This is a genomic window from Amycolatopsis mediterranei (genome assembly GCF_026017845.1).
In the GTDB taxonomy this organism is placed as follows: domain Bacteria; phylum Actinomycetota; class Actinomycetes; order Mycobacteriales; family Pseudonocardiaceae; genus Amycolatopsis; species Amycolatopsis mediterranei.
Map to the genome: position 1 here is coordinate 2,999,554 of NZ_CP100416.1, position 12,272 is coordinate 3,011,825.

The 12,272-nt window shown below is 72.0% G+C and carries 14 protein-coding genes; 7 read left to right on the forward strand and 7 right to left on the reverse strand.

Going from position 1 to position 12,272, the window contains the following annotated elements:
* The 3 genes from mltG to ISP_RS14335 form a co-directional block, all read left to right on the forward strand.
* Positions 1–1,558, forward strand: a 1,558-nt coding sequence (gene mltG, locus ISP_RS14325; RefSeq protein WP_265049905.1) for an endolytic transglycosylase MltG, incomplete at its 5' end; no start/stop codon positions are given.
* Entirely contained in the window at positions 1,548–2,402 is an 855-nt protein-coding gene (locus ISP_RS14330; protein ID WP_071831604.1) for a shikimate dehydrogenase, read from the forward strand. The genes mltG and ISP_RS14330, both read left to right, overlap by 11 nt.
* A gap of 63 nt (positions 2,403–2,465) precedes the next feature.
* The gene (locus ISP_RS14335) at positions 2,466–3,746 is read left to right on the forward strand and encodes a GrpB family protein (protein WP_013224586.1); all 1,281 of its coding nucleotides are present in this window, start codon (positions 2,466–2,468) and stop codon (positions 3,744–3,746) included.
* Here the strand turns inward: ISP_RS14335 and ISP_RS14340 are convergent.
* The 3 genes from ISP_RS14340 to ISP_RS14350 form a co-directional block, all read right to left on the reverse strand.
* Positions 3,697–4,356, reverse strand: a complete 660-nt coding sequence (locus tag ISP_RS14340) for a TetR/AcrR family transcriptional regulator (protein WP_013224587.1) — start codon at positions 4,354–4,356, stop codon at positions 3,697–3,699. The genes ISP_RS14335 and ISP_RS14340 overlap by 50 nt on opposite strands.
* A 25-nt stretch (positions 4,357–4,381) precedes the next feature.
* Positions 4,382–4,798 carry a hypothetical protein gene (locus ISP_RS14345; RefSeq protein ID WP_013224588.1) on the reverse strand — a complete coding sequence of 139 codons (417 nt, stop codon included), beginning with the start codon at positions 4,796–4,798 and terminating at the stop codon, positions 4,382–4,384.
* Positions 4,799–4,897: 99 nt separating this feature from the next.
* Complete coding sequence (locus ISP_RS14350; RefSeq protein WP_013224589.1) at positions 4,898–6,163, reverse strand: alpha/beta hydrolase; 1,266 nt, start codon at positions 6,161–6,163, stop codon at positions 4,898–4,900.
* 60 nt (positions 6,164–6,223) lie between these two features.
* Between ISP_RS14350 and ISP_RS14355 the strand changes: the two genes are divergently transcribed.
* Complete coding sequence (locus tag ISP_RS14355; RefSeq protein WP_013224590.1) at positions 6,224–6,769, forward strand: helix-turn-helix domain-containing protein; 546 nt, start codon at positions 6,224–6,226, stop codon at positions 6,767–6,769.
* A gap of 26 nt (positions 6,770–6,795) precedes the next feature.
* Positions 6,796–7,731: a D-2-hydroxyacid dehydrogenase family protein gene (locus ISP_RS14360; protein ID WP_013224591.1), complete on the forward strand. Its 936-nt coding sequence runs from the start codon at positions 6,796–6,798 to the stop codon at positions 7,729–7,731.
* Between the two features lie 254 nt (positions 7,732–7,985).
* Here ISP_RS14360 and ISP_RS14365 read toward each other — a convergent pair whose 3' ends face one another.
* The 4 genes from ISP_RS14365 to ISP_RS14380 form a co-directional block, all read right to left on the reverse strand.
* Complete coding sequence (locus tag ISP_RS14365) at positions 7,986–8,801, reverse strand: serine hydrolase domain-containing protein (RefSeq protein ID WP_013224592.1); 816 nt, start codon at positions 8,799–8,801, stop codon at positions 7,986–7,988.
* Between the two features lie 80 nt (positions 8,802–8,881).
* Positions 8,882–9,148, reverse strand: coding sequence for an HPr family phosphocarrier protein (locus ISP_RS14370; RefSeq protein WP_013224593.1), 267 nt, complete (start codon positions 9,146–9,148; stop codon positions 8,882–8,884).
* Positions 9,149–9,186: 38 nt separating this feature from the next.
* The gene (locus tag ISP_RS14375; RefSeq protein ID WP_013224594.1) at positions 9,187–10,419 is read right to left on the reverse strand and encodes a PTS transporter subunit EIIC; all 1,233 of its coding nucleotides are present in this window, start codon (positions 10,417–10,419) and stop codon (positions 9,187–9,189) included.
* Entirely contained in the window at positions 10,416–11,204 is a 789-nt protein-coding gene (locus tag ISP_RS14380; RefSeq protein ID WP_013224595.1) for a GntR family transcriptional regulator, read from the reverse strand. Before ISP_RS14380 ends, ISP_RS14375 begins: the two co-directional genes overlap by 4 nt.
* Positions 11,205–11,446: 242 nt before the next feature.
* Between ISP_RS14380 and ISP_RS14385 the strand changes: the two genes are divergently transcribed.
* Both ISP_RS14385 and ISP_RS14390 read left to right on the forward strand, forming a co-directional pair.
* Positions 11,447–11,686, forward strand: coding sequence for a glucose PTS transporter subunit EIIB (locus tag ISP_RS14385; RefSeq protein WP_034284356.1), 240 nt, complete (start codon positions 11,447–11,449; stop codon positions 11,684–11,686).
* Positions 11,683–12,138 (forward strand): PTS sugar transporter subunit IIA, encoded by a 456-nt coding sequence (locus ISP_RS14390; RefSeq protein ID WP_013224597.1) that lies wholly within the window; start codon positions 11,683–11,685, stop codon positions 12,136–12,138. The genes ISP_RS14385 and ISP_RS14390 overlap by 4 nt, the downstream gene beginning before the upstream one ends.
* Positions 12,139–12,272 lie beyond the last annotated feature (134 nt).

Sequence of the window (12,272 nt, forward strand, 5' to 3'; positions counted from 1 at the left end):
CCGGCGTGCCCCGGCACCCGAGCCGGCGGAGGCCGCCGGTCCGCCGGTCCGCCGCCGGGCCGCTCCCGACGCGGCCGAGTCCGTCGATGCCCGGCGGCGCCGCGCGGCGCCGGATCCCGACGCCGACCCGCGTCGCGAGGCGCCCGAACCGCCCGCACGGCGACTCGCCCAGCCGGGTGACCGCACCGTAGGCGTGCCCGAACCCGGCGCCGAGCCGCGCCGCCGCCCGGCGGCGCCGCCGGCCCGCGAAGAGCCGGTCACCGACGTCCTGCCCGCGCTGGCCCCGCTGCCCCCGGCCGAGCCGCCGAGGACGTCACCGGAGGAACCCGGGCTCGTCGCCGAGGACGACGAGTACGCGGACTACGACGAGTACGACGACTACGAGGACTACGACGAGCCGGAGTACGACGAGGAGTACGAAGAGCCGCGAAAGCCGCGGAAGAAGGGCAAGCGCGCCCTCGGCTGGATCGCCGCGATCGCGGTCATCGCCCTGCTCGCCGGCGGCGCCTGGTACGGCTTCAACAAGTTCTTCGGCTACGACGACTTCGACGGCGCCGGCAACGAGGACGTGGTGTTCCAGGTGGACGACGGCGACACGACGTCGGCCATCGGCGTCAAGCTCACCACCGCGGGGATCGTCGCCAGCAGCAAGGCGTTCGTGAAGGCCGGCGAGGGCAACCCCAAGCTCGCCCGGGTCCAGCACGGCTTCTACGTGATGAAGTCGCACATGTCCGGCGCCAGCGCGGTCGAGCGGCTCACCACCCCGGCCTCGCGGGTCGGGCAGCTGGAGATCCGGCCGTACACGCAGTTCGACGACATCACCCAGCCCGACGGCAAGGTCACGCCCGGCGTGTACAGCCTGATGGCGAAGGCGTCGTGCGCGCAGCTCAACGGCAAGAGCACCTGCGTCTCGGCGGACGACCTGCGCAAGACCGTCGACGGGGCGGACCTGAAGCAGCTCGGCGTGCCGGACTGGGCGATCGAGCCCGCGAACAAGGCCGATCGCAAGGACCGCAGGCTGGAAGGCCTGATCGCGCCCGGCGTGTACGACGTCAAGCCCGGGTCCAGCGCGCAGGACATCCTCGGGCAGCTGGTGCACAGCTCGGCCGAGGCGATCCAGAACGCCGGGCTGACCCCGCAGTCGGCCGGGCCCGGGGTGACGCCGTACCAGACGCTGATCATCGCCTCGATCATCGAGCGCGAGGCGGTGAAGGCCGACTTCGGCAAGCTCTCGCGGGTGATCTACAACCGGCTGGCGCAAAACATGCGGCTGCAGATGGACTCCACCGTCAACTACGTGCTGGACCGGCCGACGTTGCTGACCGACGAAGCCGACCGGGCGAAATCCGGCGCCTACAACACCTACCGGAACACTGGGCTGCCGCCGACGCCCATCGCGGTGGCGAGCTCGGACGCGATCAAGGCCGCGGTGAAGCCGCCGGACGGCGAATGGCTGTACTTCGTCAAGTGCGAGAAAAACGGCCTGTCCTGCTTCGCGGTCAGCAACGACGAGCACAACCGCAACCGGGACCTGGCCAAGGCCCGCGGTGTCATCTGAGGCCCGGAAGGCCGCTGTGCTGGGCAAGCCGGTGGCGCACTCGCTGTCCCCGGTGCTGCACGGCGCCGCGTTCGCCGCGCTCGGCCTGACCGGCTGGACCTACGAGCGCATCGAGACGAGCGCCGAGGAGCTCCCGGGCCTGGTCGGGCGCCTCGGCCCGGAGTGGGCCGGGTTTTCGGTCACCATGCCGGGCAAGCGCGCGGCGCTGGACCACGCGGACGAGGTGACGCCGCGCGCGGCCGCCGTCGGCGCGGCCAACACGCTGGTCCGCACCGAGCGCGGCTGGCTCGCGGACTGCACCGACGTCGAGGGTGTCACCGGCGCGCTGCGCGCCGCGGGCGGCTACGAGCCGTCCCCCGCGGACACCGCGGTCGTGCTCGGCGGCGGCGGGACGGCAGCGGCGGCGGTCGTCGGGCTCGCCGCCCTCGGGGTCCGGCAGGTGCGGCTGGTCGTGCGCGACCCGGCCCGGGCCGGCGAAACGCTCGACGCGGCGAAGCGGGCCGCGCTCGACGTCGACGTCCTGCGCTGGGCCGAGACGGACTTCGCGGCCTTGGGGTCCGCGGCGGTGCTGGTGAACACGGTCCCGCCGGACGCGGTCGCCGCGCACGTCGCCGAGCTCGCCGCGGTCGAGCACGTCCTCGACGTCATCTACCACCCGTGGCCGACACCGCTCGCCGAAGCGGTGGCCGCGCGCGGGGGCCGGCTGGCGACGGGGCTGGACATGCTGCTGCACCAGGCGTTCGGCCAGGCCGAGCACTTCACCGGCCGCCCGGCCCCGCGGGCGGCGATGCGGGACGCCCTGCGCGCCGCGACGGGCGACCTGCTGCCGCTGCCGATCGACTGAGCACAAATCGCTTGCGCGCGTTGATAATCTGGCCGACTGCCGTGCTGAAGGGGCTCTGCCGGAATGACCAGTCAAGACGCGTCGAGCGACGAAGAGGTTCAGGGGGCGTGGGTCGGCGAAGCGCCGAAGCTGAACTCGACCGTCACGCTCGCCGATTACGACCCGGAGTGGCCGAAGCTCTTCGAGCGTGAAGCCGAGCGGATCCGGGGCGCGCTGGGGGAGCGGGTGCTCGTGCTCGAGCACGTCGGCTCGACGTCGGTGCCGGGGCTGTGCGCCAAGCCGATCGTCGACATCCTCTTGGAGGTGCCGGACTCCGACGAGGAGGCCGCCTACGTCCCGGCGCTGGAGGCGGCGGGCTACCGGCTCGTCATCCGCGAACCGGACTGGGAGAAGCACCGCTGCTTCAAGGGCCCGGACACGAACATCAACCTGCACGTCTACTCGCCCGGCAACGGCCAGACGCCGCGCTACCGCCTCTTCCGCGACCGACTGCGCTCGCACCCGGAGGAGCGGGAGCTGTACGCGGCGAAGAAGCGTGAACTCGCCGCGAAAACGTGGACGTACATCCAGAACTACGCCGACGCCAAGACGGAGGTGGTCGAGGAGATCCTCGGCCGCGCGCGGGCCGCGCAGTACGACGGCCACAGCGAGGCCTACGCCGAGCACGCGGAGAAGTCCGTCACCAACGCGTTCTACGACCGGCCGGCGATCCTCGACCTGGCCGGCGACGTCGACGGGCTGAGCGTGCTCGACGCCGGCTGCGCGGCCGGGCACCTGAGCGCGCTCCTGGCCGGGCGGGGTGCCGAGGTCCTCGGCGTCGACTCGAGCGCGGGCATGATCGCCGTCGCGCGCCGGAAGTTCGGCGACGTCGCCCGGTTCGAGGTCGCGGACATCGCCGGGCCGCTCGCCGTGCCGGACGGCTCGATCGACGTCGTCACCGCGTCGCTCGTGCTGCACTACCTGGCGGACTGGGGCCAGGCACTGGCGGAGTTCCGGCGGGTCCTCAAACCCGGTGGGGTGCTGGTGTTCTCGGTGCACCACCCGGGCGAGGACTGGCGGTGGTTCGGCAAGGAGAACTACTTCGAGCTCGAGCTGCTGGAGGACGAGTTCCCGCCCGGCACCGTGGTGCGCTTCCACCGGCGCCCGCTGAGCTGGACGTTCCAGGCGGTCCGTGACGCGGGCTTCGCGGTGGACCGCCTGGTGGAGCCGATGCCGGTCGCCGACGCCGAGGCCGCCGATCCGGAGTGGACGGCGAACCTGCGGACCAAGCCCCGGTTCCTGTACTTCCGCGCGGTCAGTCCCGCTTGGCGAGCTCCTGGATCAGGTCGACGATCTCCCGGCTGACGGGCCGGAACACCCGCAGCCGGGAGAGCGCGGCCAGCCGGGCCAGCAGCGGGACACTGCGCTCGACCAGCAGCCGGCTGCGTTTCGTGCCGGCCGAGCGGTCGTGGACCCAGAACAGCACCACGCCCATCTGGTAGAGCCAGAGCAGCTCCGGCAGCCGGTCCCGCAGCTCCGGGTCGAGCTTGACGTCGGAGCCCTCGACGACCTCGCGCATGAGACCGATCGACGCTTCGCGAGCGGCCGAGGAGTCGTCGCTGAACGGGCTCAGCGGCGACTCCGGGTCGGCCGCGTTGACGAAGAACTGCGTGCCGAAGCGGTGGTAGGGCTCGGCGACGTCGAGCCAGCACAGCAGCACCGCCTTCAGCCGGGCCGCGAAGCCGGTCTCGCCGGTCAGCAGCCGGCGGGCCGCGGTCAGGTGCTGCCGGGCCATCTCGTCGTAGAAGCCCTGGATCAGCTGTTCCTTGGACGAGAAGTAGTAGTAGGCGTTCCCGACGGAGACGCCCGCTTCGGCGGCGATCGCGCGCATCGTCGTGCGGTCGTAGCCGTTCTCGGTGAACAGCCGCATCGCGGTCGTGACGATCAGGGACCGCGTTTCCTCGCTCTTGGCCACGCGCTGCACGTTAGTGCCGCGGCCGTCAGGGGGCCGGGAAGGGCGGGGCCTGCGGCATGCCGGGGTAGGGCAGCGGCACCGGTGCGGGCGCGGGCGGCGCCAGGTGGCGGCGCCGGATGCCGTTGAAGACCAGGACGTTGAGCAGGTGCATGACGCCGAGCACGAGCGCCACCGTGCCGATCTTGACCGACAGCAGCTCGAACACCCCGCGCGTGGTCAGCACCAGGGTGCTGCTGGTCAGGAACAGCGCCACGAAGCCGAGGCTGACCAGGTAGAAGCCGACGACCAGCAGCTGGTTGACGGCGTTGGCCAGGCCGGGGCTGTCCGCGAAGACCTCGGTGAGGAAGGTGCGGCCGTGCTTGCTCAGCGTCCGGGCGACGAGCACGGTGAGCGGAATGCTGAGCAGCAGGTAGAGCGCGTAGGCGACGACGATCAGGTCCATGGTTCCTCCTTGTTTTGAACGTGTTCAAGAAGGACGGTAGCCCGGTTTTTGAACGTGTTCAAGAGGCCTGCGTCACGTCGGCCGCGGCGTGGTGGACCCTCACCGCGGCGTCGAAATCCAGTCCGCGATGTCGGTGACGACGGCCGGGTCGACGTGCTGCGGCGACTCGTACCCGGCGGGGGTGGACGGTCCTTCGCCGCGGAAGAACAGGTGGTCGTCGGCGTCGTGGACGCGGATCGTGACGTCGGGCCGCCGGGCCAGGCCCTCCCGCCAGCGCGCGAGGTCGCCGGCCGCGGTCACCTGGTAGTCGCGGCCGCCCTGCAGGATGAGGATCGGCCGGCCCAGCCCGGCTGCGGTCGCGACCGGGTCGTAGCCGCGCAGGTCCAGCCAGTACGAGGCCGGCCAGCCGAACAGCAGGTCCGCCGCCGGGGTCGCGGGGGACAGGCCGGGGTCCTCGACGAGCGCCGCCTGCCGCGCGACCGACTCGACGGCCGCCGCGGCGGCCGGCCCGGGGTTCAGCTCGGCCAGGTGCCGGGCGACCCGGACGGCCGCCCGGCTCAGCGGCAGCGTGTCACCGGCCAGGCTGATCAGGCCGGCGACCGACGGCTCGGCGGCCGCGACCCGGGGAGCCGCCTTGCCGCCACCGCTGAGCCCCAGGACGAACACCCGCACCGGGTCCACTTTCCGCTGCTGCTGCAGCAGGTGGACGGCGGCGACGGCGTGCGGCACGTACTCGTCGGCCATCGTGAAGCCGGCCGCGGAACCGGTTTCGGGGTGGACGTGGGTCACCTTGTCGAACCGGGCCACCGCGATGCCGCGGGAGGCCAGCCCCCACGCCAGGTCCTTGAACGGCTTGTTGGGCCCGGTCGTCAGGTCGCGGTCGGCGGGCCCCGAGGCGAGCAGCACCAGCCCCGGCCACGGGCCACGCCTCCGGGGACGGGTGATCGTGCCGGGCACCGCGAGCGGGCCGGCGCCGACGGTGACCTCGTGCTCGGTGAACCGGTCCGGCTCGGCGTAGGCCGGCGGCGCCCAGGTCGTGCCGGACGGCGGCGCGAGCCGGAGGCCGTGCAGCAGGCCGGCGTCGTCGACCGACATCACCACCGTGAGGCCCCCGTGCGCCCCGGTCACCGGAACGCTCACCCGGACCAGCCCCGCCCCGGCCGGCTCGCTCACCGGGTCGCCGACCGCCCGGACCGGCCCGATCTTGGCGATCTCCGTCTCCCAGCCGACCCGGAGCGTGTCGGCGGACGCCGCCGCCCGCAGCCGCGGGGCGAACAACCCCTCGACCTCCGCATAGCGTCCCGTTGCCGCCATGTCGACGACCGCCGTGGCGACCGCCGCAGGATCCGTTCCTGCCATCGTCATCCCCGCCCTCCACCGTTCTCGTATTTTGCGAACGGTATCACCACATGAGACTGTTGGGGAGTGGACACTCTGGAACTGCTGGGTCACCCGGTGCGGCTGCGGATCGTGCACGCCATGCGTGGCGAGCGGACGCTCACGACCGCTCAGCTCTGCGCGCTCCTGCCGGACGTCTCGAAAGCCATGGTCTACCGGCACGTCGACCTGCTCGCCGCCGGCGGCGTCCTGGAGGTGGCCGAGGAACGCCGGGTCCGCGGCGCGGTCGAGCGCCACTACGGGTTGCGCCGGGAAGGGGCCTCCATCGACCCCGGCGCGGCCGCGTCGATGTCGCTCGAGGACCACCGGCGCGGATTCGCCGTGGCGGTGGCCGCCCTGGTCGCCGAGTTCAACGCCTACCTCGACCGCGAAGACGCCGACCCGCTCGTCGACCCCGTCGGCTACCAGCAGCACGCGATCTGGCTGGACCGGGACGAACTCGTCGCCATGGTCGGCGAACTGCGCGCCGCGATCCTGCCCCGGCTGGCCAACCCGGCCGCACCCGGCCGCGCCCGGTACCTGCTCAGCCCGATCCTCTTCCCGGGCGAGCCACCCGCCACGGAGACCGGCTGAAGTGCCCCACCTACTACGGTGAGGCCATGCGGATCGCCATTCTCGACGACTACCAGAACGTCGCCCTCACCTTCGGTGACTGGGACTCGCTGAAGGCCGACATCACGGTCTTCACCGAACCCCTGACCGACGTCGTCAAGCAGCTGCAGGGCTTCGAAGCGGTGGTCGCGATGCGGGAGCGCACCCGGTTCCCGGCCGCGGTGCTCGACGCCCTCCCCGACCTGAAACTGCTGGTCAGCACCGGCCAGCGGAACGCGGCCATCGACGTGGCCGCCGCGCGGCGCAACGGCGTCGTCGTGTCCGCCACCGGCTACCTCGGGGCGCCGACCGCCGAGCACACCTGGGCGCTGATCCTGGCCGCGTCGCGGAACCTGCCGCAGGAGTTCCGGTCCATGCGCGAGGGCGGCTGGCAGACCTCCGTCGGCACCATGCTGCACGGCAAGACGCTCGGCCTGCTCGGCCTGGGCAGGCTCGGCGCGGGCGCGGCGAAGATCGGACAGGCCTTCGGGATGGAGACCATCGCCTGGAGCCAGAACCTGACGCAGGAGAAGGCGGACCCGCACGGCGTCACCGCGGTGACCAAGGACGAGCTGTTCGCCCGGTCGGACGTGTTGTCCGTCCACCTGGTCCTCGGCGAGCGCACCCGCGGCCTGGTCGGGGCGGCCGAGCTGGCCGCGATGAAGCCGACGGCGCTGCTGGTGAACACCTCGCGCGGCCCGATCGTCGACGAAGCGGCGCTGGTGGACGCGTTGCGGCGCAAGGAGATCCGCGCGGCCGCCCTGGACGTCTACGACACCGAGCCGTTTCCGGCCGACCATCCACTGAGGACACTCGACAACGCGGTCCTGACGCCGCACATCGGCTTCGTCGCCCGCGAGGTCTACGAGATCTTCTACGGCGACGCGGTCGAGGACATCGCGGCCTACGAGGCGGGGGAGCCCATCCGCGTCATGACGGAGTGAAGAAGGTGTGCGGCCCGCCGGGGCCCGAGGTCCCCGCACCGGCCCTGCGGCGGGCCTGCACCCTCCTAGGACACCACTCGCGCCCGGCCGGCGGCAGGGTCTTTGGACCCTGTCCCGGCGGGGTCGTTGGGCATCACGTCCGGTCGGCGAATTTCCCTCAGGGAAAGGGAACCGCGTCAGCTCGCCGACGCCGGGTGATCGTGGCGCCCGTCGGCTCGCGGTAGCTCAGCGGAGGGCGGCGGGGAAGAACCGCTTCACGCGCCCAGTTCCGCCAGGACGGCGTCGGTGTAGGGCGGCCAGACCTCGGCGGCCCACGGGCCGAACGCGCGGTCGGTCAGCGCGACGCAGGCCGCGCCCGCGTCCGGGTCGACCCAGAGGAACGTGCCGGACTGGCCGAAGTGGCCGAACGTGCGGGGCGAGCTGTGCGCACCGGTCCAGTGCGGGCTCTTGTGGTCGCGGATCTCGAAGCCGAGGCCCCAGTCGTTGGGCTTCTGGTGGCCGAACCCGGGCAGCACGCCGGAGAGCCCGGGGAAGACGACGTCCGTCGCTTCGGCGACGGTGGCCGGGTCCAGCAGCTTCGGGGCCTGCAGCTCGGCGGCGAACGCGGCCAGGTCGTCCACAGTGGACACCGCGCCGGACGCGGGCGAGCCGTCGAGCGCCGTCGAAGCCATGCCGAGCGGGGCGAACAGCGCCTCGGCCTGGTACTGCGCGAACGGGATGCCGGAGTGCTCGGCCAGCGCGTCGGCCAGCTGCTCGAACCCGGCGTTGGAGTAGAGCCGCCGCGTGCCGGGCGCGGCCATCGCCTTGTGCGCGTCGAAGGCGAGCCCGGAGGTGTGGGCCAGCAGGTGCCGCACGGTCGAGCCCTCGGGCCCGGCCGGGGTGTCGAGCTCGACGACGCCCTCTTCGACCGCGATGAGCGCGGCGTAGGCGGTCAGCGGCTTGGAGACCGAGGCGAGCCGGAACTTGCGCGCGGTGTCGCCGTGGCGGCCCGCGACGCTCCCGTCCGCCGCCACCACGGCCGTCGCCGCGTTGTCCACCGGCCACTCGTCGATCAGGCGCACGCTCTCCATGGGGCCAGCCTACGAAACGCCGCGAAGGCCCCCGCACCGGCTGTCGGGGAGCCGGTGCGGAGGCCTTCGCGGAGTGGCACTCAGGCGTCGAGGTCGGTGGCGACCAGCTGGGCGACCGCTTCCACGGCCTCCTCGGCGCCCTCGCCCTCGGCGCTGATGACGACCTCGTCGCCGTAGCCGGCGGCCAGCGTCATCAGGTTGAGCACGCTGCCGGCGGCCACCGGGCTTCCGCCGGCCTTGGCGATCTGCACCGCGACGGGCTGCGCCGCGGCCGCCTTCGCCACCAGCGCGGCCGGCCGGGCGTGCAGCCCCACCTTGCTGGCCACGGCGACGCGTTTCTCCGGCATGTTCGTCCTCTCCCTACGGGGTTACGTCGGTACGGATGTTACTTCGCGGCCGTCCGCTCGAGGTCCGACTCGATCGAGTCGTCCTCGCGGCCCGGCGTGCGCAGGTTCCACTTCGTGATCACGATCCGGAACACGAAGTAGTAGATCACGCCGAAGACCAGCCCGATCGGGATGAGCAGCCACGCCTTGTGCGCGGTGTCCAGGCTCGAGTTGAGCAGGAAGTCGATCCCACCGGCGGAGAAGGAGAAGCCGAGGTGGATGTCCAGGGCGTTCACCAGCGCCAGCGACACACCGGTCATGACCGCGTGGAAGATGTACAGCGGCCACGCCACGAACATGAACGAGAACTCGATCGGCTCGGTGACACCGGTGATGAACGAGGTCAGCGCGGCCGCGATCATCACACCGCCGACGATCTTCTTCTGCGCCGGGCGCGCGGTCTGCCAGATCGCGAGCGCCGCGGCCGGCAGGGCGAACATGAAGATCGGGAAGAACCCGGTCATGAACGCGCCCGAACCCTGCACGTGGCTGAAGAAGTTCGTCAGGTCGCCGCCGTTGAAGATGAACCACATCGGGACGTTCAGCAGCTGGTGCAGACCGACCGGGATGAGCAGGCGGTTGAAGAAGCCGTAGATGCCGCCACCGATGACGGGCTGGCCGACGATCGCCTCGCCGAGGTTGTGGATGCCCGCGTCGACGTACTTGAAGACGATCCCGAAGAGCACGCCCAAGATGATCATGGTGAAGGCGGTGATGATCGGGACGAACCGCCGGCCACCGAAGAACGCCAGCCACGCGGGCAGCTTGATCCGGTGGTACCGCTGCCACAGCAGGGCGGCGACGATACCGGACACGATGCCGGTCAGGACGCTGTAGGGCCAGTGCAGCGGCGAGCTGTCCCAGGCCGGCTTGTAGCCCGCCTGGGTGCTGACCGGCGCGATGGCCTGGATCACGCGGTTGAAGACGACCCAGCCGACGGCGGCGGCGACGGCCGTGGAGCCGTCACCCTTGCGCGCGAAGCCGACCGCGATGCCGATCGCGAAGAGCAGGGGCAGGAAGTCGAAGAGCGCGTTGCCCGCCGCGCCGATGACGGCGGCGACCTTGTCCCAGCCGAGGCCGTCCTTGCCGAGCAAGTCGTCCTGCCCGAACCGGAGCAGGATGCCCGCCGCAGGGAGCGTGGCGATGGGGAGCATGAGGCTGCGGCCGAAGCGCTGCAGGCCGGCAAGACCTCCGCCGCCCTTCTTCGCCCCCTCCGCGGTGGTGGTGCTCATCTGGATCCTCCATAGTGGGGTGGTTGACCGGGTTCCGGGGTGTTCCGGTCCAACTGCATGGTCACCTGGTAGTGATCTCCCCGGTACCAGGACGTGATGTCTTCGATCGGGTCGCCGTTGGCGCTGGAGACCCGGCGGAACACGAGCAGCGGGCTGCCGGCACGCATGCCGAGCAGCCGGGCCGTCTCGCGGTCCGCGCCTTCGGCCCAGACCGTTTGCCACGCCTGGTCGGGACGCACACCGTACGTCTCGGCCAGTTGCGAGTAAATGGACTGGGTCAGGTCGAGCCCGAGCAGGCCGGGAGCCCGGCCCGCGTGGTACCAGCCGCGCTCGACGGCCAGGGGCACGCCGTCGGCGTGGCGCAATCGCACCAGGTGGTGCGCGGTCGCGCCCTCGGCCAGGCCGAGGGCGTGTGCCGAGGCGGTGGGCGGCACCTCGGTGGCCGCCGAGACCACCTCGGTCGTCGGGGTCAGCCCCCGCCTCCGCATGTCGTCGGTGAACGACATCAGGTAGAGCTGCAGCTCCATCCGCCGGGCCGCGGTGAACGTGCCTTTGCCGCGGACCCGGGCGAGCAGGCCCTCCTCGACCAGCTTGCCGATCGCCGACCGGACCGTGAGCCGCGACACGCCGTAGCGCTGCGCCAGCTCGCGTTCCGACGGGATCGGCGCGCCCGGCGGGAGCTCGCGCTCCACCGTGCGGCGGAGGATTTCCCGCAGCTGGGCGTGCTTGGGCGTGGGCCCGTTGACGACCCGGTCGGGTGGCGGGACGTGCGCGGCCGCGCTCATCGGCGTCACCCTCCTCGTTCTCGCTCCACCGGGGACCGGTGCTCGCATCCGGCCCGGAACATTGGTACGTTCCGGTCTAGACCAATGATCTGATGGGGCAGGATGCTCCGCCGCGCGGACGGGTGTCAACCACCGTTATCCGTTCGTGGCCCGCGGCGGGGTGCAAGCGGACGAACGGCGTAGTACAGGTGGACACGCGGTTCGCGTCAGGTTGGGAACAAACAGTGATCAAGGAGACCGCGATGGCGGATGACAGGCCCGAAAAGATCCTCGCCGCACTCGGCGGCACGGAGAACCTCACCGAGATCGAGGGCTGCATCACGCGGCTGCGCTGCGAGGTCGAGGACATGAGCCTCGTCGACGAGGGCGCGCTCAAGAAGGCCGGCGCCATGGGCGTGGTCAAGATGGGCTCGTCGGCCCTGCAGGTGATCGTCGGGCCGGAGGCGGACACCATCGCCAGCGACATCGAGGACCTGCTGTGACGTTCGACATCCTCAGCCCGGTCGCCGGGCGGGTGGTGCCGATCACCGAGGTCCCCGACCCGGTGTTCGCGCAGGCCATGGTGGGCCCGGGCATCGCGGTCCAGCCGTCGGGCGGGCGCTCGGACGCGGTCGCGCCGGTCGACGGCACGGTGGCGACGCTGCACCCGCACGCCTACGTCATCGCGACCGATGGCGGCCAGGCCGTGCTGGTCCACCTGGGCATCGACACGGTCAAGGAGAAGGGCGAGGGCTTCACGCTGCACGTCGTCAAGGGCGAGCAGGTGCGGGCCGGCCAGCCGATCGTCAGCTGGGACCCGGAGGCGATGACCGCCGCGGGCTATTCGGCGATCGTCCCGGTCGTCGCACTGGACGCCTCGGCGGAGGTTTTGTCCGGTTTGGACACCGAGCGCGAGGTCGCCGCCGGCGACCGGCTGTTCGCCTGGGACGCCTGAGTTCTCCGCGTCACGCGGTGACAACCGGGGCTTCGCCCCGGGCCGGGGGCTAAGCCACCCGGACCCCCGAAAGCGGGCGGCCGGGGCCCGGGGGGAGGTGTTGCCCCCCGGGCCCGGCGCGGGCGCGGCGCGGG

Coding starts and splice junctions, on each gene's coding strand:
- ISP_RS14335 (WP_013224586.1), top strand. CDS start 2,466: ATGACCAGTCAAGACGCGTCGAGCGACGAAGAGGTTCAGGGGGCGTGG.
- ISP_RS14345 (WP_013224588.1), bottom strand. CDS start 4,798: ATGGACCTGATCGTCGTCGCCTACGCGCTCTACCTGCTGCTCAGCATT.
- ISP_RS14350 (WP_013224589.1), bottom strand. CDS start 6,163: ATGACGATGGCAGGAACGGATCCTGCGGCGGTCGCCACGGCGGTCGTC.
- ISP_RS14360 (WP_013224591.1), top strand. CDS start 6,796: ATGCGGATCGCCATTCTCGACGACTACCAGAACGTCGCCCTCACCTTC.
- ISP_RS14365 (WP_013224592.1), bottom strand. CDS start 8,801: ATGGAGAGCGTGCGCCTGATCGACGAGTGGCCGGTGGACAACGCGGCG.
- ISP_RS14370 (WP_013224593.1), bottom strand. CDS start 9,148: ATGCCGGAGAAACGCGTCGCCGTGGCCAGCAAGGTGGGGCTGCACGCC.
- ISP_RS14375 (WP_013224594.1), bottom strand. CDS start 10,419: ATGAGCACCACCACCGCGGAGGGGGCGAAGAAGGGCGGCGGAGGTCTT.
- ISP_RS14380 (WP_013224595.1), bottom strand. CDS start 11,204: ATGAGCGCGGCCGCGCACGTCCCGCCACCCGACCGGGTCGTCAACGGG.
- ISP_RS14385 (WP_034284356.1), top strand. CDS start 11,447: ATGGCGGATGACAGGCCCGAAAAGATCCTCGCCGCACTCGGCGGCACG.